This window comes from Haloglomus salinum, from assembly GCF_024298825.1.
Lineage (GTDB): Archaea > Halobacteriota > Halobacteria > Halobacteriales > Haloarculaceae > Haloglomus > Haloglomus salinum.
Genome location: NZ_CP101153.1, coordinates 910,056 through 936,561, shown reverse-complemented (window position 1 = coordinate 936,561; position 26,506 = coordinate 910,056). Strand labels below are relative to the sequence as shown.

The 26,506-nt window shown below is 69.4% G+C and carries 33 protein-coding genes; 23 read left to right on the top strand and 10 right to left on the bottom strand.

Going from position 1 to position 26,506, the window contains the following annotated elements:
• The first annotated feature begins 108 nt into the window (after window positions 1-108).
• The 6 genes from NL115_RS04610 to NL115_RS04585 all read left to right on the top strand — a co-directional run bounded on the left by NL115_RS04610 (window position 109) and on the right by NL115_RS04585 (window position 4,248).
• Complete coding sequence (locus NL115_RS04610) at window positions 109-546, top strand: Rieske (2Fe-2S) protein (protein WP_254832030.1); 438 nt, start codon at window positions 109-111, stop codon at window positions 544-546.
• A 40-nt stretch (window positions 547-586) separates the two neighbouring features.
• Window positions 587-1,201, top strand: coding sequence for a class I SAM-dependent methyltransferase (locus NL115_RS04605; protein WP_254832029.1), 615 nt, complete (start codon window positions 587-589; stop codon window positions 1,199-1,201).
• 118 nt (window positions 1,202-1,319) lie between these two features.
• Complete coding sequence (locus tag NL115_RS04600) at window positions 1,320-2,117, top strand: CPBP family intramembrane glutamic endopeptidase (protein ID WP_254832028.1); 798 nt, start codon at window positions 1,320-1,322, stop codon at window positions 2,115-2,117.
• 120 nt (window positions 2,118-2,237) lie between these two features.
• Window positions 2,238-2,612: a translation initiation factor IF-5A gene (locus NL115_RS04595; protein ID WP_254832027.1), complete on the top strand. Its 375-nt coding sequence runs from the start codon at window positions 2,238-2,240 to the stop codon at window positions 2,610-2,612.
• Between the two features lie 35 nt (window positions 2,613-2,647).
• Window positions 2,648-3,460, top strand: coding sequence for an arginase family protein (locus tag NL115_RS04590; RefSeq protein WP_254832026.1), 813 nt, complete (start codon window positions 2,648-2,650; stop codon window positions 3,458-3,460).
• A 146-nt stretch (window positions 3,461-3,606) separates the two neighbouring features.
• Complete coding sequence (locus tag NL115_RS04585) at window positions 3,607-4,248, top strand: hypothetical protein (RefSeq protein WP_254832025.1); 642 nt, start codon at window positions 3,607-3,609, stop codon at window positions 4,246-4,248.
• A gap of 6 nt (window positions 4,249-4,254) precedes the next feature.
• Here NL115_RS04585 and NL115_RS04580 read toward each other — a convergent pair whose 3' ends face one another.
• From NL115_RS04580 to NL115_RS04555, 5 genes are all read right to left on the bottom strand, one after another.
• Window positions 4,255-4,491 carry a hypothetical protein gene (locus NL115_RS04580; protein ID WP_254833147.1) on the bottom strand — a complete coding sequence of 79 codons (237 nt, stop codon included), beginning with the start codon at window positions 4,489-4,491 and terminating at the stop codon, window positions 4,255-4,257.
• Between the two features lie 79 nt (window positions 4,492-4,570).
• Complete coding sequence (locus NL115_RS04570; protein ID WP_254832024.1) at window positions 4,571-4,852, bottom strand: DUF433 domain-containing protein; 282 nt, start codon at window positions 4,850-4,852, stop codon at window positions 4,571-4,573.
• Between the two features lie 80 nt (window positions 4,853-4,932).
• Entirely contained in the window at window positions 4,933-5,379 is a 447-nt protein-coding gene (locus tag NL115_RS04565; RefSeq protein WP_254832023.1) for a DUF7993 family protein, read from the bottom strand.
• Window positions 5,379-5,819, bottom strand: coding sequence for a DUF2240 family protein (locus tag NL115_RS04560; RefSeq protein WP_254832022.1), 441 nt, complete (start codon window positions 5,817-5,819; stop codon window positions 5,379-5,381). The genes NL115_RS04565 and NL115_RS04560 overlap by 1 nt, the downstream gene beginning before the upstream one ends.
• A 55-nt stretch (window positions 5,820-5,874) precedes the next feature.
• Window positions 5,875-6,531 carry a helix-turn-helix domain-containing protein gene (locus NL115_RS04555; RefSeq protein ID WP_254832021.1) on the bottom strand — a complete coding sequence of 219 codons (657 nt, stop codon included), beginning with the start codon at window positions 6,529-6,531 and terminating at the stop codon, window positions 5,875-5,877.
• Between the two features lie 174 nt (window positions 6,532-6,705).
• Here NL115_RS04555 and NL115_RS04550 point away from each other — a divergent pair, with 174 nt between their 5' ends.
• Window positions 6,706-7,554, top strand: a complete 849-nt coding sequence (locus NL115_RS04550) for a cytochrome b family protein (protein ID WP_254832020.1) — start codon at window positions 6,706-6,708, stop codon at window positions 7,552-7,554.
• Between the two features lie 15 nt (window positions 7,555-7,569).
• Here the strand turns inward: NL115_RS04550 and uppS are convergent, their stop codons facing one another.
• Complete coding sequence (gene uppS, locus NL115_RS04545; protein WP_254832019.1) at window positions 7,570-8,496, bottom strand: polyprenyl diphosphate synthase; 927 nt, start codon at window positions 8,494-8,496, stop codon at window positions 7,570-7,572.
• Between the two features lie 130 nt (window positions 8,497-8,626).
• Here uppS and NL115_RS04540 point away from each other — a divergent pair, with 130 nt between their 5' ends.
• The 6 genes from NL115_RS04540 (at window position 8,627) to NL115_RS04515 (ending at window position 12,979) form a co-directional block, all read left to right on the top strand.
• Window positions 8,627-8,821 (top strand): cold-shock protein, encoded by a 195-nt coding sequence (locus tag NL115_RS04540; protein WP_254823590.1) that lies wholly within the window; start codon window positions 8,627-8,629, stop codon window positions 8,819-8,821.
• Between the two features lie 221 nt (window positions 8,822-9,042).
• Entirely contained in the window at window positions 9,043-9,459 is a 417-nt protein-coding gene (locus tag NL115_RS04535; protein WP_254832018.1) for a DUF5778 family protein, read from the top strand.
• Window positions 9,460-9,502: 43 nt separating this feature from the next.
• Window positions 9,503-10,609 carry a siroheme decarboxylase subunit beta gene (ahbB, locus tag NL115_RS04530; RefSeq protein WP_254832017.1) on the top strand — a complete coding sequence of 369 codons (1,107 nt, stop codon included), beginning with the start codon at window positions 9,503-9,505 and terminating at the stop codon, window positions 10,607-10,609.
• On the top strand, window positions 10,610-11,284 hold the full coding sequence (locus NL115_RS04525; RefSeq protein ID WP_254832016.1) for a precorrin-2 dehydrogenase/sirohydrochlorin ferrochelatase family protein: 675 nt from the start codon (window positions 10,610-10,612) through the stop codon (window positions 11,282-11,284).
• The gene (hemA, locus tag NL115_RS04520; protein WP_254832015.1) at window positions 11,281-12,738 is read left to right on the top strand and encodes a glutamyl-tRNA reductase; all 1,458 of its coding nucleotides are present in this window, start codon (window positions 11,281-11,283) and stop codon (window positions 12,736-12,738) included. The genes NL115_RS04525 and hemA overlap by 4 nt, the downstream gene beginning before the upstream one ends.
• Window positions 12,739-12,820: 82 nt before the next feature.
• Window positions 12,821-12,979 carry a DUF7550 family protein gene (locus tag NL115_RS04515; protein ID WP_254823585.1) on the top strand — a complete coding sequence of 53 codons (159 nt, stop codon included), beginning with the start codon at window positions 12,821-12,823 and terminating at the stop codon, window positions 12,977-12,979.
• 6 nt (window positions 12,980-12,985) lie between these two features.
• Here NL115_RS04515 and NL115_RS04510 read toward each other — a convergent pair whose 3' ends face one another.
• On the bottom strand, window positions 12,986-14,434 hold the full coding sequence (locus NL115_RS04510) for a hypothetical protein (RefSeq protein WP_254832014.1): 1,449 nt from the start codon (window positions 14,432-14,434) through the stop codon (window positions 12,986-12,988).
• 198 nt (window positions 14,435-14,632) lie between these two features.
• On the opposite strand from NL115_RS04510, the gene NL115_RS04505 reads away from it, so the two are divergent.
• The 6 genes from NL115_RS04505 to NL115_RS04480 are packed head-to-tail and all read left to right on the top strand — an operon-like array spanning window position 14,633 to window position 19,226.
• Entirely contained in the window at window positions 14,633-15,016 is a 384-nt protein-coding gene (locus NL115_RS04505; protein WP_254832013.1) for a DUF192 domain-containing protein, read from the top strand.
• A 54-nt stretch (window positions 15,017-15,070) separates the two neighbouring features.
• Window positions 15,071-15,622 (top strand): MOSC domain-containing protein, encoded by a 552-nt coding sequence (locus tag NL115_RS04500; protein ID WP_254832012.1) that lies wholly within the window; start codon window positions 15,071-15,073, stop codon window positions 15,620-15,622.
• A 25-nt stretch (window positions 15,623-15,647) separates the two neighbouring features.
• Window positions 15,648-16,472 (top strand): YqcI/YcgG family protein, encoded by an 825-nt coding sequence (locus NL115_RS04495; protein WP_254832011.1) that lies wholly within the window; start codon window positions 15,648-15,650, stop codon window positions 16,470-16,472.
• Between the two features lie 24 nt (window positions 16,473-16,496).
• Window positions 16,497-17,069, top strand: a complete 573-nt coding sequence (locus NL115_RS04490) for a cysteine hydrolase family protein (RefSeq protein WP_254832010.1) — start codon at window positions 16,497-16,499, stop codon at window positions 17,067-17,069.
• Window positions 17,070-17,121: 52 nt separating this feature from the next.
• The gene (locus NL115_RS04485; protein ID WP_254832009.1) at window positions 17,122-18,312 is read left to right on the top strand and encodes a nicotinate phosphoribosyltransferase; all 1,191 of its coding nucleotides are present in this window, start codon (window positions 17,122-17,124) and stop codon (window positions 18,310-18,312) included.
• Complete coding sequence (locus NL115_RS04480) at window positions 18,309-19,226, top strand: bile acid:sodium symporter family protein (RefSeq protein ID WP_254832008.1); 918 nt, start codon at window positions 18,309-18,311, stop codon at window positions 19,224-19,226. Before NL115_RS04485 ends, NL115_RS04480 begins: the two co-directional genes overlap by 4 nt.
• Before the next feature lie 101 nt (window positions 19,227-19,327).
• Here the strand turns inward: NL115_RS04480 and NL115_RS04475 are convergent, their stop codons facing one another.
• Entirely contained in the window at window positions 19,328-21,580 is a 2,253-nt protein-coding gene (locus NL115_RS04475) for an NADP-dependent malic enzyme (protein ID WP_254832007.1), read from the bottom strand.
• A 224-nt stretch (window positions 21,581-21,804) separates the two neighbouring features.
• Here NL115_RS04475 and srp19 point away from each other — a divergent pair, with 224 nt between their 5' ends.
• The gene (gene srp19, locus NL115_RS04470; protein WP_254832006.1) at window positions 21,805-22,083 is read left to right on the top strand and encodes a signal recognition particle subunit SRP19; all 279 of its coding nucleotides are present in this window, start codon (window positions 21,805-21,807) and stop codon (window positions 22,081-22,083) included.
• A gap of 28 nt (window positions 22,084-22,111) precedes the next feature.
• The gene (locus NL115_RS04465; RefSeq protein WP_254832005.1) at window positions 22,112-22,339 is read left to right on the top strand and encodes an H/ACA ribonucleoprotein complex subunit GAR1; all 228 of its coding nucleotides are present in this window, start codon (window positions 22,112-22,114) and stop codon (window positions 22,337-22,339) included.
• 417 nt (window positions 22,340-22,756) lie between these two features.
• On the opposite strand, the gene NL115_RS04460 is transcribed toward NL115_RS04465, so the two are convergent.
• Entirely contained in the window at window positions 22,757-24,115 is a 1,359-nt protein-coding gene (locus NL115_RS04460; protein ID WP_254832004.1) for a ribonuclease catalytic domain-containing protein, read from the bottom strand.
• A 57-nt stretch (window positions 24,116-24,172) separates the two neighbouring features.
• Window positions 24,173-24,484: a DUF7562 family protein gene (locus NL115_RS04455; RefSeq protein WP_254832003.1), complete on the bottom strand. Its 312-nt coding sequence runs from the start codon at window positions 24,482-24,484 to the stop codon at window positions 24,173-24,175.
• 123 nt (window positions 24,485-24,607) lie between these two features.
• Between NL115_RS04455 and NL115_RS04450 the strand changes: the two genes are divergently transcribed.
• A complete protein-coding gene (locus tag NL115_RS04450) occupies window positions 24,608-24,979 on the top strand; it encodes a hypothetical protein (protein ID WP_254832002.1) in 372 nt (123 codons plus the stop codon).
• Between the two features lie 142 nt (window positions 24,980-25,121).
• Window positions 25,122-26,351, top strand: coding sequence for a PGF-CTERM sorting domain-containing protein (locus tag NL115_RS04445; RefSeq protein ID WP_254832001.1), 1,230 nt, complete (start codon window positions 25,122-25,124; stop codon window positions 26,349-26,351).
• Window positions 26,352-26,506 lie beyond the last annotated feature (155 nt).

Genomic DNA, 26,506 nt, shown 5'->3' with positions numbered 1-26,506 from the left:
ACGTCCATGAAGGGCTGGCGCGGGCTAAAGTCGTCCGGTCGGGGCGGTCCACAGGGGGGACCGTGTCCGGCAGCGGAGTTTTGTCGGTTCTACTCGTTATCCACGCCCGTGTCCCCCCGCACGCACCTGACGAGCGCGGACGACGTGCCCGAGCAGGGCGGCTGGCTGTTCACCGTCGAGGAGCCCGGCGGCTCCCTCCAGGAGGTGTTCCTCCTCCGACTCGCCGACGGGGTCGCCGCCTGGCGGAACTACTGCCAGCACGAGACCGACCAGGAGCTCTACCGCGAGGACATCGGCGCCGTCGTCCGCGACGGTGGTATCGTCTGCCCGAAGCACGGCTCTGTCTTCGACGCCGCGACCGGTCACTGCGACAACGGCCCGGCCGCCGGGTCGGACCTGGCCGAGGTCGCGGTGACCGTGGAACTCGGCGAGGTGTACCTCACCGACGACGACGTGACGTTCAGCCACGAGGGGCCGGCCGGCGCTGGCTCCGACGACGACGATGACGACGATGTCCCCGACTCCACCTCGCACCTGCGGTTCTGAGCGACGGAACCGCCATACCGTGCCGAACCCAAGGACGCGTATGAGCGACCAGCGACGCCGGCGGGTCCGCGAGGCGTGGGACGCGGTGGCCGACGACTACGCGCGGATGCGGAACCCGGACGGCCCGGACGCCGCCCTGCTGGACGAACTCGTGGCCGACCTGCCCGACGACGCGACGGTTCTCGACGTGGGCTGTGGCGACGGCGCCCGGACGCTGGCGAACCTCCCCGCAGACACGCTGGGACTGGATTTCTCCCGCGTCCAGTTGGGCCTCGCACGGGAGCGGATTGCCGACGCGCCACTCCTGCAGGGTGACATGACTGCGCTCCCCGTTGCGGACGACAGCGCCGACGCCGTGACCGCCTACCACTCCGTCTTCCACGTCCCACACGAGGAGCATCCCGCCGTCTACCGGGAGTTCGCGCGCGTGCTGCGGCCGGGTGGACGGCTCCTGCTTACCGTCGGCCGGGGGAGCGGGAACTCGACGGCCAGCGACTGGCTCCGGAGCGGCCACCCGATGTTCTGGTCGACGCCCGGCCGCGCCACCACGCTCGACCAGCTCCGGGACGCGGGATTCGAGGTGGTCTGGGAGCGCCTCGTCGACGACCCCCTCGGGAGCGAGGCGCTGTTCGTGCTGGCCGAGCTGTCCGGGTAGGAACGTCCGTCCGAGGTAGCACGGGACCTGCTGTGTTGATGCTCTCGCCGCGCGTACTATCGGGTACCTCCGGTCGTCGAGCCCGGCCCCGAGTCGGTGGGGCGGCCGGACCAGTAGCATGAGTTCAGACGCCATCTCCGCCATCCGCAGGGCCGACGCCGCGGGCGAGCGCCCCAGCGATGCGACCGCACGCGGGGGCCGGCGCGACGCGCGGGCAGTCGCTCGCGCGGCGCTGGTCGCCGCCGGATTGACCGTTCTCGGCCTCCTCGCCGGGACCCTCCTCGGGCTCGTCCCCGTCATCGTCGAGGTCTTCCTGACGGGCGCGGCGGCGTTCGCGCCGCCGACCCTGCTCGCTAGCACGGTCCTCACGATGGCCGGCTACGCCGCCGTGGGGCTCTGGTTCGCCCGGCAGTACGGGGTCGCAATCCCAGCCCGGCGCCCGACGCGGCGTGACGTGGGCTGGATTACCGGCGGCACCCTGCTCGCCCTGGCCGGCGTGACGGTCAGCCTGGTCGCGCTCGCCAGCCTCGGTGTCGAGGCGGCACCCAACGCCATCGGTGGCTTCGGCGAGGCGATGCCCGTCCTCTTCCTTGCGCTGGCGGCCCTCTCGGTGGTCGCCATCGGTCCCGCCGAGGAGATACTGTTCCGGGGTGCGGTTCAGGGCCGCCTCCGGGCCACCGTCGGCCCGGTCGGTGCCGTCGTCGGCGCGGGCGCGCTGTTCGCCAGCATCCACGCGTTCGCCGTCGTCGGCGCGCTCGGCGCCACCCTGACGACCGTCGCCATCATCTTCGTCCTCTCGACGGTGCTGGGCGTGGCCTACGAGCGCACCCGGAACATCGTCGTGCCGGCGCTGCTCCACGGGTTCTACAACGCGACGCTGTTCGTGTTCGCGTACGTGGGCACAGCCGGCCTCTGAGGGAGGCCCCCCGACAACGGCCCCGACAACGGCCCCGACTCCGGGAGTGCGTCTGCCGGCGCAGGACGACCGCTCCCCCGTTCCGTACCGTTTATACCGGCGCAACCGGAACGCCAGAGCATGGCGCGAGAGCAGACGGAGGTTCGCGAACTGCAGGAGGGGAACTACGTGATGATCGAGGACACGCCGTCGAAGATCACGGCGTACAGCACGTCCAAACCCGGCAAGCACGGCAGCGCGAAGGCCCGTGTGGAGGGAACGGGTGTCTTCGACGGCCAGAAGCGCAACTTCACCCAGCCCGTCGACGCGAAGGTGTGGGTCCCCATCATCGAGCGCAAGCAGGGCCAGGTCGTCTCCACCGACAGCGGCGAGATGCAGGTGATGGACCTCGAGACGTACGAGACCATCACGATGCGCATCCCTGGCAGCGAGGACATCACGGCCGACGACGAGATCGAGTACCTCGAGTACGAGGGCAACCGCAAGCTGGTCTGAGGCCACGCGACGATTCCCGGCCCGTTCCTCTCCTGATGATACAGTTCCCTGGCGCGACTGCATCCCGTTCCGACGGCGACTACGTCCTCGTCGGCGCGCCGCTGGACCGCTCGACCTCCTTCCAGCCCGGCACGCGGTTCGGCCCCGCGCAGGTCCGGCGCTACGCCCGGGGCTTCGAGAACTACGACCACCGCACGGACCAGCTGTTCACCGACTGCGCGGTCCACGACGCCGACGATGTGGAGCCGTGGGCCGACGCCGACGAGTATCTCGACTTCCTCACCGACCAGCTGGGCGATATCCGGGCCGACGGCGGGGCCGTCCCGCTACTCGTGGGCGGCGAGCACACCGTCTCGATTGCGGGCGTCCGTGCGGTGGACCCGGATGTCTTCGTCTGTCTGGACGCGCACCTCGACCTCCGCGAGGAACTCGGCGGCGACCCGCTCTCGCACAGCACCGTCACCCGGCACGCGCTCGAAGTCGCGGACGAGGCGGTCGTGCTGGGCGCGCGAGCGGGTAGCGAGGCCGAGTGGGAGCGAGCGAGCGAGGCCGACGTGGAGGCCGTTCCACCCGAAGCGGTGCCCGACTGGGTGGCCGATTTCGACGACGAATCCGTCTACCTGAGCGTCGATGTCGACGCCGCCGACCCCTCGGTCGCCCCCGGGACGGGCACCCCCGAGCCGTTCGGTCTGTCGAGCCGGGAGATGCGAGACGTGGTGCGGACCGTCGCGCCCCACGCCGACGGCTTCGACTGCGTGGAGGTCAACGACCGCGACGACGGGCAGGCCGCGGTACTGGGGGCGAAACTGCTCCGGGAGTTCGTGTTCGCGCACGCGGCCGAGATGTGAGGGGAGCTCTCCCGGCGAGATTATGCGGTTTCCTCTGCGGTATTTTGGTTATTTCAAACTCTCGGGTATTATATCCACTGCTAGGGTTGTAATTGCCGTTCAGACTGGCATATAGCTTATGCCAGTCGATACACTGGCTGGTTACAATGAAGCGACGCGCGTACCTCGCGGCCGCCGGTGCTGCGGGGCTCGCGGGGCTGGCCGGGTGCAAGGGGATGGTCGCGCCGGGAGCCGGCCGACACCTGCTGGGACCCGACACCGACGAGCGGTGGGTGGCCGTCGCCCAGGTGGACGACGTGGTGGACGAGCACGATGTCCGGATGGAGGTCGAGTTGCTCGAGCCAGTTGCGAACGCCGAGCATCCGCCCCGCATCACGGTCACGACGACGAACCTCGCGCCGAAGCGGGCCATCTCGGTGAGCGAGGACGGCTGCTGCCTGTTCAACCGCATGAAGGCCGGCAGCGACGACCCCACGGGGCTGTGGCTCCCCCCGCCCGACGCACTGGCACCGGAGGACCGCACCGGCGAGCGGTGGGTGCCCGAGACCCGTGGCCGACGCGGCTACGCCCTGTACGGTTGCAATCCCCGCACCTACCCCGGCGGTGCGTCGCTCACCAACGAGTACGAGGTCTGGGACGACTACCAGCACCGGGGCTACTTCCCGCCGGGGACGTACCGCTGGGAGGAACAGGTGGAGGTCTGGAAGGACCCGCGTGCGCGCTCCGGCGACGACCCGAGCGCCACGTTCACGTGGGGCTTCTCGCTCTCGGTCGAGGTTCTCGAGTAACGGTCGTCACAACCAGTTCCGACTCACGTATTCGAGGACGACCGCGGACTGGTCGACGTACTCCGATAGTTCGTGGACGATATCGCCGACTTCGCGCGCCGAGAGCGTCCCGTCCTGCTGGAAGAGGACTCCTGCCGTCCGCTCGATGTCCAGTTCGGTGAAGAAGTCGTCGTCCTGGGTGAGATCAGCCGGTCGGTCTCGCGGGCGTACCGGGCGATCTCCTCGTCGTCGGCCCCGAGCCACTCGATGTCGTGGTCGAGTTTGTGGAGGTAGTTGATTGTCGCTCGCTCGACGTTCTCGTCGGCGAGTATCCGGTACCCCATCAGTCGCGGACGTCGTCGGGGTCGGTCGTCAGGCGCTCGTGCTCCTCGATGGCCCACTGGCGCCGACGCTCGACGGCCCGCATCTCCTCGGGATGGTCGTGGTAGTACGTGAGTGCCCGGTATACGTCCGCGAGGTCCAGGTCGTGGCGGTCCGCGACCGTCCGGGGATCGAGACCACGGTCCTCGACCTGCTCCTTCACGAAGCGGACGGTGAGGCGCCGGCCCTCCAGATGTGGCTCGTCGTGGACCTCCTCCGCGATTCGCCTCGCGACCTGGCTCATACGAGCTGTTACGCCACTCTCACACTTGAACTTCCGGGCGCTGGGCACGCAGGGCCGTGCCGACTCTTGCTGACGACCAGCTACCCCTCCTCGACGACAGCCCGGAACACCGGAAGCGCCCGCTTCGCGGCGACACCCGACTCCAGGAAGAGAATCGTCCGCGGCGGTGTGGTCGCTTTCGGGCGGACACGCAGGCCCGACGCCTCCTCGGCGGCCGCCTCCCGCCCAGCGTCGGCGGCCGCGTCGGGCGCGATGCGGAACTCCACACGCGCCCGACTCTCGTGGACGTACACGTCGGCCAGCCGCTCGACCGCCGCGCGCGTCTCCACGTCCGGGTTGCGTCGGTCGGCCGTCTCGCCCGGTGGCAGGAGCGCCACGCCGTAGGCGAACTCGCCGTGTTCGCTCCCCTCGACGTCGCGTACGTCCGTGACCGCCAGCCGACCGAGCGCGCCGCGCTCGTGGCCGCGTAGCTCCGCGGCGAGCAGCTGTGCGATGCGTCGGCCGTCCGTGACGCGCTCGTCGACCACTACAGCTCCTCCCGGGCGCGCTCGGCGAGCCCGGCCACGTCGGCGCCCTGCCGGTGGGCGTACAGGACGGCGGCGCCGTCCATCGTCAGCCCGCGGTCGGCCTTCAGCCGGTTCATCGACGCGACGGCCTCCTGCTTCTCGACGCCCTCGCCCGCGAGCGCCGAGAGGACGCGGTCGAACGTCGAGCGCTCCTGGAGCAGCGACTCGTCGGGCTGGAACTCCTCGGGCACCTCCACCGTGGCGGGGTCGAACTGTGCGACGAGGCGGTTCTCCTCGCGCTTCAGCAGGCCCTCGCCGACGCCGATGTCCGCCAGACGGCGGGCCTGGTCCGGCGTGAACCACTCCCAGTCGAGCGAGAGCTTCTTGAAGAACGTCCCCTCCGGGAGTTCCGAGGTCCCCTCGCGCTGGAACGGGGCCCCGATGGCGACGCGCAGGCTCATGCAGGCGTCGTGTTCGGCGGCGGGCATATATCGGTCGGTGCGACGCTGGACGTGGTCACCTGGCCAGCGCGGCGAACACCCGTTCCTCGATCCGGCGCAGATGCTTGCCGACGGCGGACGGCGACAGGTCGAGCGCCCCGGCGATGTCCTCGTGTGTGGCCTCCCGTGGTTCCCGGTAGTAGCCGAGGTCGACGGCCGCGGCCATGATCTCCTGCTGCCTGGTGGTGAGCGTCCGGGCCAGCCGGTCGGTGTCCGGTGTGTACTCGCCGGTCTCGACGACCTCGATGTCGAACGAGTCCTGCGATGTCGCCTCCTCGTACAGCGCCCGGAACGATTCGTCCTCGCCGATGAGTGTCATCTGCTGGCTCCCGTCCTGCTGGAACTGCACCGGCGTCTCGACGACGATGTCCTCGCGCTGCTGCCACGCCAGTACCTCCCGGATAGCCTCGTTCGTCTCGAACTGGCTGACCGCCATCCATCGCTCCCTGCCCGAGACCATGTAGTCACGGACGGTGGGTTCGGACGCCATGATCTCCTCGTAGCGGTCGCGGTCGCCGCTCCCCTCCGCGAGCAACAGGAGCGTCCCGTCGTCGAGGAGTTCGAAGTGATGGACCGCCTCGCGCTGGAGGGAGGGCTCCGCCAGCAGTCGCTCGCCGAGGGGGTGGAATCCCGGCTCTTCCCGGGGGACCAGTCGGACCGTCAGGTACCGCATGTCCACGGGTATCCGAGTCCTCGACTTAAAGCCATCCGGATGACCTCCAGCAGTGTGTCGTCCCTGCCTCCCGTACGCGGAGCTAGACGACGGCGGAACTGCCCTGCCACGTCCCGGACGACCCAGCTGCCCGCACCGGGCCGTAAACTGCAGAGACAACGCACCCTCCAACGAATGACCCACGATTCCCACGAGCAGACGGACCGAGACCAGCCCCGGACCGACGACGGCGAGGCGAGCGACGCGAGCCGAACGTCGTCAGAGGTCCGCTCTGACGGCGGCAAGGAGGCCGCCGCCGACGGGAGCGGTATCGTCGCCCCGGACGACGAGACACCGACCTGGGGCGAGCGCAAGGAGCGCACCCAGGGCCTCTCGCAGGTGACCTACGAGTACTTCGAGCGGGCCCGGCGCGAGGACCAGGACCTGCGAACCGAGAGCGACTACGTCGAACGCGACGTGCTGGCGTTCCCGGTGTGGCCCCACGAGATGATCCGGAATCTCGCGCTGACGAGTTTCTTCGTCGGTATGGTCGTCTTCCTCGCAGCCGCCCTTCCACCACATATCGGGGCACCGTCCAACCCGAATCAGACGCCGGCGGTCATCCTGCCGGACTGGTATCTGTACTGGTCGTTCGGGCTGCTCAAGCTGGGGCCGCTGAACCCGGACCTGGCGCTGCTGGGCGGGGAGAAGCTGATGGCCGACCGGACCTACGGCGTCGTCGCCAACCTGGTCGTGGTCGGGTTCATCGCCATCGTGCCGTTCCTGAACAAGGGTGCGGCCCGGCGGCCCGTCGAGCAGCCGTTCTGGGCGGCGGTCGGCGTCTCCGGCGTCATCTTCGCGTTCACCATCGCCGCGTACTCTGCGAAGAACCTCGTCCCGGTGGCACCGCACCTGCTGTTCGACCTGACGTTCCTGCTCCCGTTCGTCGGGGGCTTTCTCACCTACGCGGTGCTGAAGTCGATGCGGGAGGGGTACATGTTCGAGCTGAACCGACGCTACTACCGCCTGCGGCCACCGAAGTAGATCTGTCGCCGTCGCTCAGTCGGCCGTCTCGACAGCCGCGTCGGCCTCGGGCAGGTCCAGCTCGTGGTCCTCGGTCTCCGCCCGGTCACGGACCCGACCCAGAACCCGTCGCGCCTCGCCGAGTTCGGCGTCCCCGACCGCGCGCAGGAGCGCGACGGCACGCTCGGCACGGGTGCGACGCCACGAGGCCTCGCGGGCCTGGTAGGTCCGGACCGCCCGGAGGAAATCGACGCGGCGGAACTCCGGCCAGTACGGTGAGCAGAAGAAGACGGCGGCCTCGTTGCCGTTGGCGTGCCACGGGAGGAAGTTCGAGGTGCGCTCGTCGCCGCCGGTGCGGATGATGAGGTCGACGGCGCGCGCGGGCCCCTCGTACAGCTGTGTTTCGATGGTTTCGACGTCGATATCGGCGGGGTCGAGGTCACCGGCGGACACGTCCTCGGCGAGGTCACGGGCCGCGCTCAGCAGTTCCGCGCGGCCACCGTAGGCGAGCGCGATGTTGAGGTGGAACTCGTCGTAGTCGCCGGTCCGGCGGTCGGCGTAGTCGATGGCGTCACGGACGCGGGGCGGGAGTCGGTCGAGTTCACCGATGGCGCGGATGCGGACCTCGTTCTCGTGGACCTCCTCGCGGTCGGCGAACTCCCGGAGTTTGTCCTCGATGAGGTCGAACAGGTGTTCGCGCTCCTCGGGCGGGCGCTCGAAGTTCTCCGTCGAGAAGGCGTAGAGAGTGAGCTCTCGCACCCCGAGTTCGTTGCACCAGTGGAGCATCTGCTCGGTCGTCTGCGCGCCGGCGCGGTGGCCCTCGGTCGCCTCGTCGCCCGACTGACGGGCGTAGCGGCGGTTCCCGTCCTGGATGACGGCGACGTGTTCCGGCGCGCCGTCCAGTTCGCGCTCCAGCAGGTGTTCGTACAGCGCGAGCGCGCGCCGGCGCAGCCACCCGGTCATATGCGAACCGGACGCCCGGCAAGTATGGGTCTTTTGACTGGTCATACCGGGTGTTCATGCCGGACGGGCCGTCGTGGCGGTACCGATGGTCGCAGGCTTTTTATACAGGCGTATCCACCAGAGAGTTGCAATGGCGACTGGTAAGGTCGTGTTCTTCAACGACACTGGCGGCTACGGTTTCATCGAGACTGACGAGGCGGACGAGGACGTGTTCGTCCACATGGACGACATCGAGGGTCCCGACCTCGAAGAGGGCGAGGAGCTCGAGTTCGACATCGTCGAGTCCGAGAAGGGCCCCCGGGCCCAGAACCCGACCCGCGTCTGAAGGACAGACGACCACGGAGACGTAGCGGCACGGAACTGCGGCGCGGTCGCGCGACTTGTCGCGGGCGCGCAGTCATAGCCGGTGAGCCGCAGCACTCGCCACTTCAGTTCGCTCTGTCTTCCAGCCCCGGCCGATATGACATCGACTGCTTCCGGCCTCGCCCCGGCCGGCAGCCGTCGGCGACCGCTAGCGGTTTATCCGGCCGTGGTGAACCCGTCGGCATGGAGACCATCGACGAGGACCTCTACCAGCGGACGCGTGCGCTGCTAGAGCCTGGCGATATCGAACTCAACGGTATCATCGTCCACACGGACCTCTCGGGCGAGGACGAGCCCGCGCTCCACCAGCTCACCCTCGACGCCGGCGACCGCATCGCCGAGCACCACCCCGACATCGTGCCCGAGGACACCTACGTCTACTCCGGCAACGACGACCCCGAATTCGGCGTCAACCAGCATCAGGGGCTCACGCTGGACGGCGAGGAGTTCGTCTGGGAGTGCCAGCAGTTGCTCCGTGAGGGCCACTACGCCGTCGTCATCTACTACGAGGCCGTCGTCGACCAGGACGGCGTCGTCGCGGCGGTCGAGACCCTCGACCACGTGGACAGCGTTGTCGGCGTTCGTGGCGACGGCGACTGACGGGAACGCGACGCTTATCCGACTCTGCCCCCGAGTTCCGGGTATGAGCGAGGACGCCGACCCGTCGCTCGACCGGGTCGACCGCGCGATCGTCAACGCCTTCCAGGGCGGGTTCCCCGTCGCCGAGCGCCCCTTCGAGCCCGCTGCGGCTGCGCTCCGCGAGCGCGACATCGACATCGACGCCGACGAGCTGCTGGCCCGCATCCGGGCGATGGACGAGGCCGGCACACTGACGCGATTCGGCGCGCTCGTCAACGCCGAGGCTATCGGTGGCGCCGCGACGCTGGTCGCGATGCACGCGCCCGAGGACCGCTACGAGGCGGTGGCCGAGCAGGTCAACGCGCACCGCGAGGTCGCACACAACTACGAGCGCGAGCACCCTCATCTCAACATGTGGTTCGTCGTCAGCGTCGCCGACGCCGACCGCGTGCGCGAGGTGCTGGACGCAATCGAGGCCGAGACGGGCCAGGAGACGTACAACCTCCCGAAACAGCAGGAGTTCCGTGTCGAGGCCAAGTTCCTCGTCGACGGGCCTATCGAGGAGGGCGACGTGGACCTCTCGGGCCTGGGTCCGGACGTGGCGCCGACCGACCGCGACCACCTCACGCCCCGCGAGCGCGACCTCGTGCTTGCGGTGCAGGACGGCCTGCCCCTCACGGCGACACCGTACGCGGATGTCGCGAGCGAGATTGACCAGCCGGTCGAGTGGGTGCTGGCGACGCTCCAGCGCTTCGACGTGGAGGGGAAGGTCCGGCGTGTCGGCGTCGTGCCCAATCACTACGCGCTGGGGTACACGGAGAACGGCATGACCGTCTGGAACGTTCCCGACGACGTGGTTGACGAGGTGGGCCCCGCTATCGCCGCTCTCGACTTCGTCACGCACTGCTACGAGCGCCCGCGCCACGAGGGCGTCTGGCCGTACAACTTCTTCGCGATGACCCACGGCCGCAGCGAGGCTGAGAGCGACGAGCGCGTCCAGCAGGTACGGGAGCGGATGGCCGAGTTCTGGGACGTCGGCGAGGACGACTGGGACACGCTGTTCTCGACGCGCATCCTGAAGAAGACCGGTATCCGGCTCGACGAGCGCGCCGACGCGAACACCGAGGGCGCTCCTGCCGACTCCGCGGAGACGGAGGTCGGCGACGACTAGATGATTCCGCTCCACCACGATTTCCGCGGGGAGACGGTCCTCGTCTTCGGGGGCGGTCCCGTCGGGGCGCGCAAGGCTCGTCGCTTCGCCCGCGAGGCGCGGGTCGTGGTCGTCAGTCCCGAGTTCACGGACGGGTTCGAACCCGAGGGTGACGCCGATACGGATGGGACGGTGGAGTTCGTCCGCGCGGCGCCCACGCCCGACGCGGTGCCCGACTGGTTCGACCGCGTCGAGCCGGCGCTGGTCGTGGCTGCCACCGACGACGCCGACCTGAACGCGGCCGTCGGGGAAGCGGCCGACGAGCGAGGCGTCCTCTACAACCGGGCCGACCGCTCGGGGACCGACCGTCGGCCCGTCGGTGAGGTGGTCGTCCCGGCGACGGTGCGCGACGAGCCCGTCGTCGCGAGCCTCGCGACCGGCGGGGCCAGCCCGGCGCTCTCGAAGCACCTCCGCGAGCGGCTGGAGACGGAACTCGCGGGGGCCGGCGCGATGGCCGAGTTGACCGGTGGCATCCGGGCGGACCTGCAGGAACGCGGGGTCGACTCCGGGCTCCGGCGAACCGCCGTCCGGCGGGTGGTTCGCGACTCGAACGTTTGGAAGGCTTTAGGTACGGGTAGTGCCAACGGCCGGAAAAGAGCCACCGAGGTCGTTTCCGAGGTGGTAGGTGACGAATGACTGTTCCAACTGGCCTGGTCTCCGGCGTCAGCATCTCCCACCGGCATGCCAGTCTCGACCACATCGAACGGGCCGCCGTCGAGTCACAGTGCCGGGGTGTGGAGACGCTCCTCTCCCAGCCGGGCGTCCGCGAGGCGTTCTGTCTCCAGACCTGTAACCGCGTCGAGGCGTACGTCGTCACGGACGACGCGGCGACGGGCCGCGCGGCGCTCGACCGCTACACGGCCGGGCTAGAGGACGCTCGCATCGACCTCGACCACGAGGCGTCGCTGGAACACCTCATCCGCGTGGCGTGCGGGCTGGAGTCGCTCGTCCTCGGCGAGGACCAGATTATCGGCCAGGTCCGGCGTGCGTTCGTGACGGCCCGCGAGGCCGGCGGCATCGGCCCCGTGCTGGAGGACGCCCTCACGAAGGCGCTCCACGTCGGCGAGCGCGCCCGTGACGAGACCGGCATCAACGAGGGCGTCGTCTCGCTGGGGAGCGCCGCCGTGGAGCTGGCCGAGCGCGAACTCGGCGACCTCTCGGCCGAGGACGCGCTCGTCGTCGGCGCCGGGGAGATGGGGACGCTCGCGGTTCGCGCGCTCGACGGCGAGGTCGCCTCGCTGACGGTCGCGAACCGCTCGCCCGAGCGTGCCGAACACCTCGCCGGCGATGTCGAGGAGACGCCGGCCCGGGCGGTCGGACTGAGAGCGCTCCCCGAGACCGCCACGTCGGCCGGGCTCGTCCTCACGGCGACCGGGAGCGACGAGCACGTGCTCGACGCCGAGTACCTCTCCGAGGCGGGCGAGACGTTCGTCGTCGACCTCGCCTCGCCGCGTGACGTGGCGCCCGCTGCCGACGGTCTCGAGAACGTGACCGTCCACGACCTCGACGCGCTCGAGGACGTGACCGACCGGACCCGGGAGGCCCGGGCCGAGGCCGCCGACCGGGTCGAGACAATGGTCGCCGAGGAACTGGACCACCTCCTCAGCCAGTACAAGCGCAAGCGCGCCGACCAGATCATCGCGGCCATGTACGAGGGCGCCGAGCGCGTGAAGGCCCGCGAGGTCGGCAAGGCCGTCTCCACGATGGAGTCCGACGGTCTGACCGACGAGCAGGAGGCCGCCGTCGAGGCGATGGCGGACGCGCTGGTCAACCAGTTGCTGTCGGCGCCGACCAAGAGCATCCGCGAGGCCGCCGAGAAGGGTGACTGGACCACCATCAACTCCGCGCTCGAACTGTTCGGTCCCGGGATGAAGGTCGACCCCGACGATGTCGGGGAGGGAATCCCCTCGGGTGCCGTCGACGCAGAGGACGTTCCCGCAGGCGCGATAGACGCAGAGGACGTTCCCGCAGGCGCGATAGACGCAGAGGACGTTCCCGCAGGCGCGATAGACGCAGAGGACATCCCCGCCGAGATGCGCAAGCAGATGCCCGATACCGTCCTCGACCGCATCGCGACCGGTTCGGACTGACCCACCCCAGGCGCTTCCCCGTACTCCTTCGACGCCGACCACGGACCGATACTGGCAAGTGCGCCCCGACGGAGGCTCGGATATGGCAGACGACCACGACCACGGTCACGAGGACGACGACGAGGGCCGCACGACCGCCCCGCAGAGCGCGTACACTGCCCGGCAGGTCGCCATCGGCTTTGTCGTCGCGCTGGTGGGCCTCGCGCTCGTCTTCGGCGTCCCGCTCGCGCTCACCCTGTAACGGCCGCTACCCGTTCTCGCGGTCCGCCTCGCGGTCGGTCGTGACGACCACGCGCCCGTCCACCTCGCGGACGGTCGTCGTATCAGCGTCCGCGAACGCCGGCGTTCCGAGCAGCAGCACCGCCGTCCGGTCGTCCGTCCGGCGGAGGCGATAGGCGATGGGCCGCCCGTCGAGCGTCGTCGCCCACTGGCGGCCGGTCCGGTCGTCGGCCAGCGGACCGGTCCCGGTCCGTTCGTCGAGGTAGTCGGCGAGGGCGTCGTCGAACTCCCTGGCGTTCCCCTCGTCGTCGAACCGCAGCACCCACGCGTAGCCCCGGGCGCCGCTCTCGTTGTTGAACGCGATGCGGGTGTCGTTGCCCCAGCCGGCCGCGGCGCGGGCGGCCCGCTCGTCGCGGAGTTCGGTACCGAGCGCCACCCGGACGAACGCCTCGCCGACGCGGCCCCGCGGGGGTGCGAACGTCTCCTGCCAGACGCCCTCGGTCTCGCCGCGGAGCGTGATGTTCAGGGGGACCGGCTCGTCGCGGACACCGGGGTGGAGCACCTGCTCGCTCGTCGTCGGCGGGTCGGCGTACACGGCGGACAGGTCGGCGGGGGAGTCGACGGTCGCCGTCAGATACCGGTAGCCGAACCAGTACGGCGCGAAGGCGTAGCGCGCGGCGCCGTCGCTGTTCCGGTAGCGTCGCTCCAGGTCGCGAGCCGGCCGCGGGCCGGGGGCCGACCGGTTCACCATGTAGGCCAGCCAGTAGCGGTCCTCGACGTAGCTCGCGCCGCCCTCGATGACGGCGGTACTGGCGAAGCGGCCATCCGGCCCCGACGCCGTGGCTGCCGTCACGCGGCCGATGTCGCCCCGCCGGAACTGGATGGTGTGGGTGAACTCGTGGGCGAGGACGTGCTCGAGGAACGGCGGCCGGTCGGTGATGTTGCTGTTGACGTAGACCGTCCGGGGGCCGACGACGAAGGCGACGGCCTCGACCTCGGTCACGTTCTGTTCGAGGCCGAGCAGACGCTGGAACTCGGGCGGCCGCGTCGTGTTGCCGGTGGTGTCCAGCAACTGGACCGCGTTCGGGCGCGGGGCGTCCGTCCCGAGGAGTCGTCGGGTCCGGTCGTACACCCGCGTCGGGCCCAGGGGCAGCTCCCCGCCCTGGACCGCGATGGAGTCCTCGCCACTCCCGCCGAAGAGGCCGCCGAGGCCGCCCGGTTCCTGCGTGGTTGGCGCCGTCGGCGTCTCGATGGCGGTGGCCGTCGGCTCGGGGAATGTCGGGGTCGGTGATGGCGACGCAGCCGGTGTGGCTGTGCCGGTGGCGGTCGATGTGGGCCCACTGCCGTCCGCGGGCGTGGCCGTCGGTCCGGGTGTCGGCACCGCCGTTTCGGTCGTCCCGGAGTCGTCGTATCCGACGCTACACCCGGCGAGGACCAGCAAGAGGGCACAGCAGACGGCGGGGAGGGCGGGGCGCACTGCCGGGCAGGACGGCCGCCGGCCGCTAAACCCTTCGCCCGCTAGCGGGACGAGCGTCGGTGGCCGGGGAGCCGAAACACTATCCGTTAAACGGGCGCTTAATCGGATAATATCTCGCATTCGGGTCGAAGGAACGGATTTCACTCCGAACTCGAACTCCCCACAAGCTATTTGGCTCGACCTCGCGACTCCTCCGTCGTGCGTGTCGCTCACGAGTCCGCGGCGGGGGCCGAGCGGACGCTAGCGACGACCGTCGAGTTCGCCGACGGGCTCTTCTCGCAGGGTATCGGCCTCATGTTCCGCCGCTCGGTGCCGGACGACTTCGCGCTCGTGTTCCGCTTCGGCCGCGTCACGACACGGGGCCTGCACATGGTGTTCGTCCCGTTCGACATCGACGCGGTGTGGCTCGTCGACGGCGAGGTACAGGCCGTAGAGCGGATGCGGGCGTGGCGTGGAACGGGCCGCGCGAAGGCGGACACCGTCATCGAGCTCCCGGCTGGTGCCGCCGACGGGGTCGAACCGGGTGATACGGTCAGGGTGCTGGACGAAACGGGGGCGGACGTGACAGCCGGCGAGGGATGAGGGTGGGTTCCACGGGGGCGAAACCATCAGGTCGGGCGCGTCCCTGGACCGGATATGACCAGTGACGGGACCGTCCGCGCCATCCACGTCGCGCCCGAGCAGGGCGCGCCGGTCGAGTCGCGTGAGTCCGTAACGGCCGAGGCTGGGGCGGGGCTCCGGGGCGACCGCTACTTCGACGCCGAGGGGACGTTCGCCAGCCGATTTCTCGGCTCCGCCGAGAGATTATCAGCTGGCGGCGAAGCCGCCAGCCGCGACGGGAGCGACCTCACCCTCATCGAACAGGAGGCTCTCGACGCGGTCGAGGCCGACTACGACATCGCCCTCGAGCCGGGCGTCCACCGGCGCAACGTCACGACCGAGGGTATCGCACTCAACCACCTCGTGGGCGAGCGGTTCCGGGTCGGGGAGGCCGTCTGTGTGGGGACCGAACTGTGCGAACCCTGTTCGTACCTGGAGCGCCACCTCGAGCGCGAGGGTATCCGCGAGGCGCTGGTCCACCGTGGGGGCCTCCGGGCACGCATCCTCGAGGGCGGGACGGTCGCCGTCGGCGACACCGTGGCGGCGCTCGCGACCGGCGACGAGGAGCACGACGGACCGGAGAATTGAATCCGCTCGGTCCCCAATTCCGGGTATGAACGAGCCGGGGTTCCAGTCCGTCATGGACCAGGCAACCCTCGCCGAGCGGGTCGAGGCCGGCGAGATGCCGGCGTGGGTCGAGCGCCACTGGCGAACCTTCCGCGAGAGCCTGACCGGTGAACACGAGGGGGAGTCGTTTCCCTGCTTCTTCGGCGCCGAGTCGGTCGCCAACGGGGAACCACTGTACACTGCGGTCCCGTCCACGAGCGACCGTGACGCACTCCTGGCCTTCCGTGATTCGCTGCTCGAGTACCTCGACGTGTACGAGGACCGCGAGGGGCGGGCCTCGTTCGTCGTGTTCTTCCGCCCCGAAGCGGACGTGCAGACGGAGGCCGACTACCACGAGGTGCTCTGGCACGTGCTGAAGGTGCTGCACGTCCACGACCCGTCGCCGTGGCCCGACGACATCCCGACCGAGACGGACAGCCGGTTCTGGGAGTTCTGCTTCGGCGGCGAGCCGATGTTCCCGACCTGCCGGGCGCCCTTCTACGACACCTACCGCTCGCGCTACTGTCCGGTCGGGCTCGAGATCACCTTCCAGCCCCGGACGCTGTTCGAGGGCATCACCGCCGACACGGAGGCCGGCCAGCGTGCCCGCGAGACCATCCAGAACAACCTCGAACGGTACGACGGCGTCTGCCCGCACGCCAACCTCGGCGACTGGGGCGTTCCCGGCGACCGCGAGTGGCACCAGTACATGCTCCCGGAGGATGAGTCGCAGGCACCCGACGCGTGCCCGGTGACGTTCTCCCGCGAGCACCCGAAGGTCGACCAGCGGTTCGACCCCGTGATGCCCGCGTCCGGGTCGGCCGGCGACTAACGTCTCCGATTCGAGATGCCCGGCATGTCCCATGATGCGCTCGCGATACCCGACGATGCGGTGCTCGTCCTCGTCGACTTCCAGGTCGGCTTCGACGAGCCCCGTTGGGGCGAGCGGAACAACCCCGATGCCGAAGCGAACGCCCGTGACCTGCTCGCGGCGTGGCGTGAACGCGAGCAGCCCGTCGCCCACGTCCGGCACGATTCGGTGGAGGCCGACTCGCCGCTGAAGCGCGAGACCCCCGGGTTCGCGTTCAAGCCGGGGCTCTCGCCAGACGGCACGGAGCCGGAGTTCGTCAAGTCCGTCAACGGCGCCTTCGTCGACACGGACCTGGAGTGGTGGCTCCGCGACCGCGGCCGCCGGACGCTCGTCCTCGCGGGCCTGACGACGGACCACTGCGTCTCCACCACCGCCCGGATGGCCGAGAACCGCGGGTTCGACGTCGTTCTGGTCGCGGACGCCTGCGCCACGTTCGCCCGCTCCTACGACGGCGAGCGGTTCGACCCCGAGACCGTCCACCGGACGGCGCTCGCGCAGCTCTCCGGCGAGTTCGCGACGGTCGCCGACACCGCTGCGGTGCTCGGCACGCTCCGGTAGCGTCGGCACGGGAGTCCCCACCTTTTTCGACGCGCCACGAGTCTCGACGGGCATGACCGAGGAACCGGACCACGGGACCGACCACCCGTTCGATATCGTCCCGCCCGCCGCCATCCGCGACGGTACCGCCACCGACGCGTACTTCCTTCGGACGGAGGCGGCGCTGGACGGGGCCGACCGGAACCCGCACGTCGTCGCCGAGGTGACACTCGGGCAGTTCCCCTCTGGCGACCCGCACCTGTTCGCCGGCATCGAGGACGCCGTCCACCTGTTCGAGGGGCTGCCTGTCGACGTGCACGCGCTCCCGCCGGGCACCTTCTTCGACGGCGGGCCCGTCGTCCGTATCGAGGGACCCTACCGCGACTTCGCCCGCCACGAGACCTCCCTCCTCGGATTCCTCTCGCAGGCCACCGCTTTTGCCTCCGCTGCGCACGAGTTGCGGCGAGCCGCGCCCGACACGCCGGTCGTCTCCTTCGGTGCGCGCCACCTCCACCCGTCGCTCGCGGCGGTGCTGGAGCGCTCGGCGCTGCTCGCGGGGCTGGACGGCTTCTCGCACGTGGCTGCCGGCGAGGTGCTGGGTCGCGAGGCGACGGGGACGATGCCCCACGCCCTGGTCATCTGCTTCGGCCGTGGCGAGCAGGAGGCCGCGTGGCGCGCCTTCGACGCACACGTCGACGCCGACGTCTCCCGGACGGCGCTCGTGGACACGTACAGCGACGAGGTCGACGAGGCCATCCGCGCCGCCGAGGCCGTCGACGACCTGAGCGGGGTCCGCCTCGACACGACGGGCTCCCGGCGGGGTGACTTCCGGCACATCTGCCGGGAGGTTCGCTGGGAACTCGACGCCCGCGGCCACGAGGACGTGGACGTCTTCGTCTCCGGGGGTCTGGAGCCCGAGGACCTCCGCGAGTTGCGCGACGTGGCCGACGGGTTCGGCGTCGGCGGCGCCATCAGCGACGCCGACTCCGTCGACTTCGGGCTCGACCTCGTCGCGGTCGAGGGCGACCCCAGTGCCAAGCGCGGGAAGCTCTCGCTCCCGAAACAGGTGTACCGGACGCCGGACGGTGCACATCACCTCGGCCTCGCCCGTGAAGACGGTCCGGCTGACGGCGAGCCGTTGCTGGAACCGGTGGTCGAAGGGGGCGAGGTCGCCACCGAGTTCGACCTCGACGAGAGCATCGAACGGGCCCGCGAGGACGCCGGGCTGGTGTTCGAGGGCGATACGGCGAACGACGGCGAGTGAGCGTCGCGAGCCGCGCCGCCCGGCTCGTCGATGAGTACCTCGTCGGCTGGGTGGTGCTCGCCGTCGTCGTGGGGTTCGCGGTGCCCGAACTCGGCGCCGTGACAGCGCTCTCGACGCCCATCCTCGCCGCGATGGTCGGCGCGGTCTCGCTCACGCTGTCGGTCGGCGCCTTCCGCGCGGTCGACCGCCGGGCGCTTGCGGTGGCGCTGGTCGTCCAGACCGGGATGGTGCTGGCGGCGTTCGCCGTCGCGCGCCTGCTCGGGCTGGGGCCGGCGCTCACCGTCGGGTTCGTCGTGCTGGGCGCGGTGACACCCGAACTCGTCACGCCCGTGATGACCGAACTCGCCGACGGCGATACGGCGCTGGCCTCCGCGGTCCTCGTGCTCGTGGGGCTCGGCAGCGTCGCCCTCGTCCCCGGCGCCGTGACGCTCCTCGTCGGCGATGCCGTCGCGTTCGACACGCTCCGTATCGTCCGCGGGCTGGCGCTGGCCGTCGTCCTGCCGATGCTCGTCGCTGTGGGCCTGCGGACCCGATATCCGGCGCGCGTGGGGCGGTACGACCACCTCTATCCCTCCGTGGCGGCGGTGCTGGTGGTCGTCATCATCGGCGGCGTGACGGCCGAGAACGCCGACCTCCTGCGCGCGGGCGGGTCGCGGCTCGCGCTCGTGGCCGTGGGTGCGCTCGCGCTCAACCCCGCGGGCTACGGCGCGGGGTGGCTCGCGAGCAGCCCGTTCGACCGCTCGGCGCGCGTGGCGACGACGCTCTCGGTCGGGATGCGCGACTTCGCGGTCGCGGCCGCGCTGGTCGTCTCGGCGGGCTTCCCGCCGGCCGCGGCACTTCCGGCGGTGGCGTTCGGGGTCATCGAACTCGTGACGAGTGCGGGGCTGGCGCGGTGGTTCCGGCGCGGAAGCTGAGCTGATATGCTCAGAATTCGGTGAAGAGTAACGCCTTCTGAAGCGAGTAATCCTCGTTACTCGACAATTCTAGATATAGTAGAGAATCTACAGTCTCCGCCTCAGTCTTCCTGCGCGTCGACGACGGCGACGCCTGCGAGGTTGACGATGTCCTTGACCTCGTCGCCGCGCTGGAGGACGTGGACGGGCTTGTCCATGCCGACCAGCATCGGGCCGATGGCCTCGGCGCCGCCGAGGCGCTGGAGCAGTTTGTACGCGATGTTGCCGGCCTCGAGGTTCGGGAAGACGAGCACGTTCGCGGGCTCGTCGAGATCCGCGAAGTCGTAGTCGCCCTCGAGCATCTCCTCGACGACGGCGGTATCGGCCTGCATCTCGCCGTCGACCGGGAAGTCGACCTCGTCGTCGCCGTGGAGCATCCGCGCGGCCTCGCGGGGCTTGCGCGTGCCCTCGTTGTCGACGCTGCCGAAGTCCGAGTACGACAGCAGCGCGGCCCGGGGCTCGATGTTGAACCGGCGGGCGAGTTTGGCGGTCTGTTTCGTGACCTCCGCGAGCACCTCCTCGTCGGGCTCCTGGTTGACGGTGGCGTCGGCGCAGAAGACGACTCTGTTCTTGAACGTCAGCATGTAGACGCCGGCCGCGTAGTCGGCGTCGTCGGCGGTGCCGATGACCTGCAGCGGCGGGCGCAGGGCGCTGGGGTAGTGGTGCATCAGCCCCGTCAGCATCGCGTCGGCGTCGCCCATCTCCACCATCACGCTGCCGAGGTAGTTGCCGTCCTGGATGAGTTCGTCCGCCTCGCGGCGGGTGATACCCTTCCGCCGGCGGAGCTGGTGGAGGCGCTCGGCGTACGGGTCGAGGTTCCCCTCCTCGGGGTCGACGATCTCCGGCGAGAAGTCCAGGCCGAGGCGCTCGGCCGTCGCCCAGATCTCCTCGCGGTCGCCGACCAGGACCGGCTCGGCGATACCCTGCTCCTGGAGCTGGAACGCCGCCCGGACCATCTTCTCGTCGTCGCCCTCGGCGAGAACGACCCGTTTTGGTTCGCTCTTGGCCTTGTTGAGGACGACCCGCATCATCTCGCGGGACTTGCCCAGCCGCGCTTCGAGCCGCTCGACGTACTGCTCGCGGTCGAGTTCCTTGCGGGCACAGCCCGACTCGACGGCCGCGTCCGCGACGGCCGGCGCGACCTCGAACAGGACCCGCGGGTCCAGCGGCTTCGGGATGATGTACTCCGGGCCGAACTGGAGCGGTTCGTCGCCGTACGCCTTCACGACGGCGTCAGGCACGTCCTGCCGGGCGAGGTCCGCGAGCGCCTCGGCGGCGGCGACCTTCATCTCCTCGTTTATCTCCGTCGCGCGCACGTCCAGCGCGCCGCGGAAGATGAACGGGAAGCCCAGCACGTTGTTCACCTGATTCGGGTAGTCCGAGCGCCCCGTCGCCATGATGACGGTGTCGTCCCGGGCGTGCTTGGCCGCCTCGTAGCCGATCTCGGGGTCCGGGTTCGCCATCGCGAAGACGATGGGGTCGTCGGCCATCGACTGGATCATCTCCTGGCTCACGAGGCCGCCGATGGAGAGGCCGACGAACACGTCCGCGCCCTCCATGGCGTCCGCGAGGTCGCCCGCCGGGCGGTCGCTGGCGAACTCCTGCTTGAACTCGTTGACGTCGCCCGCGTCGGCGCGCTCCTGGGTGATGATGCCCGAGGAGTCACACATCGTGATGTTCTCGCGCTTCGCGCCGAGCGAGACGTAGAAGCGGGCCGTCGCGATGGCCGAGGCGCCGGCACCGGAGAAGACGATTTCGAGGTCCGAGAGGTCCTTGCCGGCGATGTCTGCGGCGTTGACGAGCGCCGCGCCGGAGATGATGGCGGTCCCGTGCTGGTCGTCGTGGAAGACGGGGATGTCCATCTCCTCGCGCAGCCGCTCCTCGACCTCGAAGCACTCGGGGGCCTTGATATCCTCCAGATTGATGCCGCCGAACGTCGGCTCCATCGCCGACACCGACTGGATGATGTCCTTCGGGTCGTCCTGGTCGAGTTCGATATCGAAGACGTCGATGTCGGCGAACCGCTTGAACAGCACCCCCTTCCCCTCCATCACGGGCTTGGAGGCCTGTGCGCCGATGTCGCCCAGTCCGAGAACGGCGGTCCCGTTCGAGACCACCCCGACCATGTTCCCCTTCGCGGTGTAGCTGAAGGCGTCGTCCGGGTTGTCGCGGATCTCGCGGCACGGTGCCGCGACGCCGGGCGAGTAGGCCAGTGAGAGGTCCCGCTGCGTGTTGGTCGGCTTCGTCGTCGAGATCTCCAGTTTGCCGGGAGGGTCGCGTTCGTGATAGTCGAGCGAATCCTCGTCGAGTCCCATACCGATGTGGCGTCGGAAACGCGTAAAAAGCTATCCGAACGGGCGGGGGTGGCGGGTTTTGCCGCGCTTTTTGCCGCGCAGGGCTCTCGCAGGCGACGGCCACCGACGTTCCGCGACCCGCCATCGCTCCGCACGAAGGCGCTGGCACCTCGGTCAGCCTGGACCCGACGCACGATACGGACGGTATCGGAAACCCATTTACCGCGGCCCCCACTCCCCTCGGTATGGTCGAGAACGTCCTCTACCCCGCCTACTTCGATGCCGCCTACTCTCGCGGGGAGGGTCGCCGGGTCCCACGGGACCTCGCGGTCGAGGAGCCGACGGTCGACGAGCTCGCGAAGGCCGTCCAGCAGGTCGGCTACGACGCCGTCATCGAGCGCGACAAGACGTACGTCCGCGAGTTCGAACCGCGGGGGCGCGTCCTCGTACAGGACGCCGACGACGCCGGCAAGTCAGACCTGCTCGGCGCCGTCGCCGCGTACCTGACGGCGTTGCGGGAGTGAGCGCGGTGTTCAGGATGCGAGGTGAGCGATGAGGCGACTCGGCGAGGTGGTCCGGACCGCCCAGGGCCTCGCCATCGTCCGCTGCCCGGACGATGGCCACCCCGATATCGGGACGATGGTGCTGGACGAGGACCTGGAGACGGTCGGCCGCGTCGTCGACGTGTTCGGCCCCGTCGAGCGGCCGTACCTGGCGGTCACGCCCGACGACGGTGTGGTGCTGCCGTCACTGGTGGGCGGGCCGGTGTACGCGCGGTAAGCAGAACGTACGGGGTCCAGGTCCGCACCTCGGGTCGGCGGGGGTTCGCCCGGAGCACGGTCACCGCCGTCGAGCGGTGTGCTGGCCGGCGGTCACTTCCCGGACAATCGGCGCAACGAACCCGAGCAGTACGGACAGCCGCTGTTGACGAATGCGTTGACCAGTCGTTCGCACTGCTGACATCTGCTGACTGCGTCCATGCTGCTGCGGGGGAGCGATATCGCTGTAGTAATACACCGGCTACCCCGTTAGAGAGGCCCTGAATCGGTCGCGCGGCGAGGCAACACGGCGTTTGATACGGAGGCAGGCCGTCCGTGGAACGCCAGCCATGGACACTCGAGTATTCGACATTTCTGGCGTTCATTTAGGATATGCCGGAGATATACGAACAATGTCTGGATTCACATGGCAAAGTCCTCAGTTGAACGCTTCCGGACTGACCTCGCTCTTGCGCCGGTCCAGGTCCTCGTCGGGGCCGGGGTCCTCGACGACCTCGACGCCGCGGTTGTTGATGGCGTGCGGGTCGAGGCCGACCTCCTGGAGGAAGTCCTTGTAGATGCGCTCGACCGTCTCGCCGTCCTTCTGTTTCGAGGAGGCGTGGTCACAGAGCGACGGGAGCGAATGGTCTCCGGGGGTCTCGTTCTGGTAGATTATCCAGTGGTTGACGAGGTCCGAGAGCCGGCGGATGGGCGAGGTGAAGTGGCCGTAGATCTCGAAGTTGAGCGCGTGATGGCCGCCGAACGGGTCGGCCATGTACTTCGCCCGCGGCATGACCTTCATCACGGCCCACTGGATCTTGTTGAGCTGGCGGCCCGGTGCCTGTTCGAGGGTGGCGTTGACGGCCTTGCGCGGGTCGTCCCACGCCTCGCCGGGGATGGAGACGCCGTCGAGGTCCTGAATCTCCTGTAAGGCCTCGTCCCACTCCTCGGGGGTGGGCTGGGGGTGGACGCGGAACATCGCCTCCAGCCCGCGGACCCACTGGAGTTCGTGCGTGACGGCCTTGTTGGCCTTCAGCATGCACTCTTCGATGATTGTGTGGGCGCGGTCGCGTTTGGGGTTCAGGACGAGCGAGCCGTCCGCCTTGCGCTGCTCGTGGAGCGCCTCGGCCAGCTCGTACGCCAGCGACAGCTCCTCGTGGAGGTCGGCGTCGGGTTCGTCGAGGCGGTTCTCGGCCTGCTTGTAGGTGAGCCGCTCGTCGGAGTGAACGACGGATTTGTAGATGTCGATGGACTCGTTCGAGAGCGTCTCGGCGTCGATCTTCATCTCGACGGTGTGTGCGAGGCGGTCCTCGTTGGGGACCAGTGAGCAGACCGTCTCCGCCAGCACGGGCGGGAGCATGTGCATCGTGTAGCCCGGCAGGTAGACGGTGTTGGCCCGCTCGACGGCCTCGTCCCACATCGCGCTGCCCGGCTCGACGTAGTGGGTGACGTCGGCGATGTGGACGTGGAGGTAGTAGTAGTCCTCGTCGCGGCGGATGGAGATGGCGTCGTCGTAGTCCTGCGCGTCGGCCGGGTCGATGGTGCAGGTGGTGAGGTCCCGGCAGTCCGTGCGGTAGTCCTCGCCGATCTCCGACTGGATCTCGTTCTCGGTGTCGGTCGTCCGCTCGCGGGCCTCGCTGAGGACCTCGTTCGGGAACTCGTCGTTGAGGTCGAACTCCTCGAAGAGGGACTCCCGCTTGGCGGCGAGCGCATCGGCCAGTTCGACGTCGATGCGGACGGGGCCCTGCCCCTCCGCGGTCCCGGCCTGCGCCTGCTCGTCGGCGTCCGTGTCGCTCATGCAGGCGGGTAGGAGAAACGGCTAGTTAGTCCTGTTGGGCGGGCGCCGACGGCGCCCCTACCGCTCGCGCTCGCGTTCGCTCTCTGCTTCGCTTTCGGCCTCGCCGGTCGCGAGTTCGGTGTAGCGGCGGAGGAACGCCGTCCGGTCGTCCTCGCCGGCGCCGCTCTCGACGAGGACGGTCTCCAGGTCCCCCCGTGGCTGGTGGCAGATGTCGCTGTGACACTCCTTGCAGAGGAACTCGAACTCCTTGTCGGCGCGCTCCCAGCGGTTGCCGTGCTTGTCGTACTCGCGTGCCGCCGTTCGCGGCACCTCCTCGCCACAGGCGATGCACGTGACCTGCGTCCGGTCACGATCTCGGCTGCCCCACATTCCTGTCCGGGGGTTGCCCTCGGTCCTACTTAGACCTTCGCGCGCACGAGTCCGTGTGCGGGTGCCGGCAGGGCCCATCCACGGGCCCCAGAACGTATCCGTCACACGCGACCAGGTCCGCGTATGGACGAGGAACTCGGAACGGCGACGGTCGTCTACGAGCATCCCGACGAAGGCACCGTCGAGCGCTCGCTCGAGAACGAGAACGTGGCGTACTTCCAGGACCACTGGATCTGCAAGATCGACGAACGCGACGGCGAGGACGTCGTCCGACGGATTCCCGCCGAGCGGGTGTACTACGTCGACCGAACCGTGGAGGCGTTCGAGGACGAGGTGGCGACGCTGCGGAACCAGGTGGAGTCGTTCGCCGACGACCTCCGCGAGACGCTGCTGGGTGGCGGGACCGACGGTGACGACCGCGAGGCGACCGACGACGAGGCGACCGACGAGCCGGTCACCGTGGACGTGACCGAGGCCGAACGCGACGGCCGGTGATTTCGGCCCTGGCTCGTTGCCCGACTGCTTCCGGATAATACGGCCTCAGGAGCCGTGCCCGGTGGTATCGGAGGTGAGCGCCCGCCCGAAACGCGGTCGGGGAGCCCGCGGATATTTAGGTTCCCCCCCCGTCGGCCCGGATATGCAACGCGCCGTACTGCTCAGTGTGGTCCTCGTGGTTTCCGTGGTGGCGCCGTTCGTCGGTACTGCGGTGGCGACACAGGAGCAGGTGACGCTGGACGTGAAGGTGGTCAACGAGGCGGGGGCCCCCGTCAGTGGGGCGACGGTCAACGCGACGTGGGATGGCGGGAGCGCGAGCGAGACGACGACCTCCAGCGGTCGGACGCTCATCGACGTGCCCCGAGGGGAGGATATCGAACTCTCCATCCAGGACGACACCTACGTCCGTAACTTCCCCAAAATCGTTACGAACGCCGAGGCCCAGGACGTGACCATCGAGGTCGCGGAGAAGGGGTCGGCGACCCTGACGTTCACCGAGGAGGGTAGCACCGCTGTCCGGAACGCGACGGTGTTCATCCGGTCGGGCCAGCGCGTGGTGGTCTCGGGGAAGACGAACGCGAACGGCCGGTTCTCCAGCGGCACCATCGAGCAGGGTGACTACACGCTCATCTTCCGGAAGGACGGCTACTTCCGCAACGAGACCTCGCTGTCGGTCCCCGGGACCGTCATCCGCTCCCACGAGATGCGGCAGGGGAGCGTGAACCTGGAGTTCCGCGTCTTCGATGACCACTTCGACGACCCGCGGCCGCTCTCCGACGCCGCCGTCACGCTCGAGGGGACCGGCACCCAGCGAGCGACCAACGGCCGGGTCACGTTCACCGTTCCGGTCAACACCAAGCAGGAGGTCGACATCACGAAGGAGGGGTACCAGACCGTCGAACGGACGGTCACCGTCGGCGAGTCCGGTCAGACCGTCCGCGCGACCACCCAGCGGACGCCGGAACTGAACCTGACCGCCGAGAGCACCCGTGTACTCGTCGGGAACCGGGTCGGTGTCTCCGTCCTGAACGCCTACGACGAGCCGGTCAACGGCGCGACTCTCTCGCTCGACGGCGAGACGCTCGGCCAGACCGGGACCGACGGACAGTTCCGGTTCCGGGTCGAACAGACCGGGAACCTGACGCTGGTGGCCCAGTCCGGGTCACTGACCTCCGAGGAGGTCGTCGTCCGTGGACTGGAGGTCGACGAAGCGACACCGACGCCGACCGCGACGCCGACGGCCGCCGCGACCGCGACGCCGGCCGAAGAGACGCCGACAGCCACCCCGGCAGTCGGACTGCCCGGGTTCACCCCGGTCGCCGGCGTGCTGGGGCTGCTGCTGGCGGCACTGCTGCTACGCCGGCGCGACTGATACGGTCGTCGGGGGTTTCGGGGGTCTCCGGGCCGATAGGAATTTACGGTGTCAATCAATCTCTAGCTACTAGACTGATGGGCACTCCCTCTCGCTGCCCCTCGATGGCCGGTCCCGCACTCGGCGGACTCGCCAGTCCAGACCATACACGAGAG

Bases quoted from the DNA above. Each gene is read 5' to 3' on its own strand.
- NL115_RS04605 (WP_254832029.1), top strand. From the start codon at position 587: ATGAGCGACCAGCGACGCCGGCGGGTCCGCGAGGCGTGGGACGCGGTG.
- NL115_RS04600 (WP_254832028.1), top strand. From the start codon at position 1,320: ATGAGTTCAGACGCCATCTCCGCCATCCGCAGGGCCGACGCCGCGGGC.
- NL115_RS04595 (WP_254832027.1), top strand. From the start codon at position 2,238: ATGGCGCGAGAGCAGACGGAGGTTCGCGAACTGCAGGAGGGGAACTAC.
- NL115_RS04590 (WP_254832026.1), top strand. From the start codon at position 2,648: ATGATACAGTTCCCTGGCGCGACTGCATCCCGTTCCGACGGCGACTAC.
- NL115_RS04585 (WP_254832025.1), top strand. From the start codon at position 3,607: ATGAAGCGACGCGCGTACCTCGCGGCCGCCGGTGCTGCGGGGCTCGCG.
- NL115_RS04570 (WP_254832024.1), bottom strand. From the start codon at position 4,852: ATGAGCCAGGTCGCGAGGCGAATCGCGGAGGAGGTCCACGACGAGCCA.
- NL115_RS04560 (WP_254832022.1), bottom strand. From the start codon at position 5,819: ATGAGCCTGCGCGTCGCCATCGGGGCCCCGTTCCAGCGCGAGGGGACC.
- NL115_RS04555 (WP_254832021.1), bottom strand. From the start codon at position 6,531: ATGCGGTACCTGACGGTCCGACTGGTCCCCCGGGAAGAGCCGGGATTC.
- NL115_RS04550 (WP_254832020.1), top strand. From the start codon at position 6,706: ATGACCCACGATTCCCACGAGCAGACGGACCGAGACCAGCCCCGGACC.
- uppS (WP_254832019.1), bottom strand. From the start codon at position 8,496: ATGACCGGGTGGCTGCGCCGGCGCGCGCTCGCGCTGTACGAACACCTG.
- NL115_RS04540 (WP_254823590.1), top strand. From the start codon at position 8,627: ATGGCGACTGGTAAGGTCGTGTTCTTCAACGACACTGGCGGCTACGGT.
- NL115_RS04535 (WP_254832018.1), top strand. From the start codon at position 9,043: ATGGAGACCATCGACGAGGACCTCTACCAGCGGACGCGTGCGCTGCTA.
- ahbB (WP_254832017.1), top strand. From the start codon at position 9,503: ATGAGCGAGGACGCCGACCCGTCGCTCGACCGGGTCGACCGCGCGATC.
- NL115_RS04525 (WP_254832016.1), top strand. From the start codon at position 10,610: ATGATTCCGCTCCACCACGATTTCCGCGGGGAGACGGTCCTCGTCTTC.
- hemA (WP_254832015.1), top strand. From the start codon at position 11,281: ATGACTGTTCCAACTGGCCTGGTCTCCGGCGTCAGCATCTCCCACCGG.
- NL115_RS04515 (WP_254823585.1), top strand. From the start codon at position 12,821: ATGGCAGACGACCACGACCACGGTCACGAGGACGACGACGAGGGCCGC.
- NL115_RS04500 (WP_254832012.1), top strand. From the start codon at position 15,071: ATGACCAGTGACGGGACCGTCCGCGCCATCCACGTCGCGCCCGAGCAG.
- NL115_RS04495 (WP_254832011.1), top strand. From the start codon at position 15,648: ATGAACGAGCCGGGGTTCCAGTCCGTCATGGACCAGGCAACCCTCGCC.
- NL115_RS04490 (WP_254832010.1), top strand. From the start codon at position 16,497: ATGTCCCATGATGCGCTCGCGATACCCGACGATGCGGTGCTCGTCCTC.
- NL115_RS04485 (WP_254832009.1), top strand. From the start codon at position 17,122: ATGACCGAGGAACCGGACCACGGGACCGACCACCCGTTCGATATCGTC.
- NL115_RS04475 (WP_254832007.1), bottom strand. From the start codon at position 21,580: ATGGGACTCGACGAGGATTCGCTCGACTATCACGAACGCGACCCTCCC.
- srp19 (WP_254832006.1), top strand. From the start codon at position 21,805: ATGGTCGAGAACGTCCTCTACCCCGCCTACTTCGATGCCGCCTACTCT.
- NL115_RS04465 (WP_254832005.1), top strand. From the start codon at position 22,112: ATGAGGCGACTCGGCGAGGTGGTCCGGACCGCCCAGGGCCTCGCCATC.
- NL115_RS04460 (WP_254832004.1), bottom strand. From the start codon at position 24,115: ATGAGCGACACGGACGCCGACGAGCAGGCGCAGGCCGGGACCGCGGAG.
- NL115_RS04455 (WP_254832003.1), bottom strand. From the start codon at position 24,484: ATGTGGGGCAGCCGAGATCGTGACCGGACGCAGGTCACGTGCATCGCC.
- NL115_RS04450 (WP_254832002.1), top strand. From the start codon at position 24,608: ATGGACGAGGAACTCGGAACGGCGACGGTCGTCTACGAGCATCCCGAC.
- NL115_RS04445 (WP_254832001.1), top strand. From the start codon at position 25,122: ATGCAACGCGCCGTACTGCTCAGTGTGGTCCTCGTGGTTTCCGTGGTG.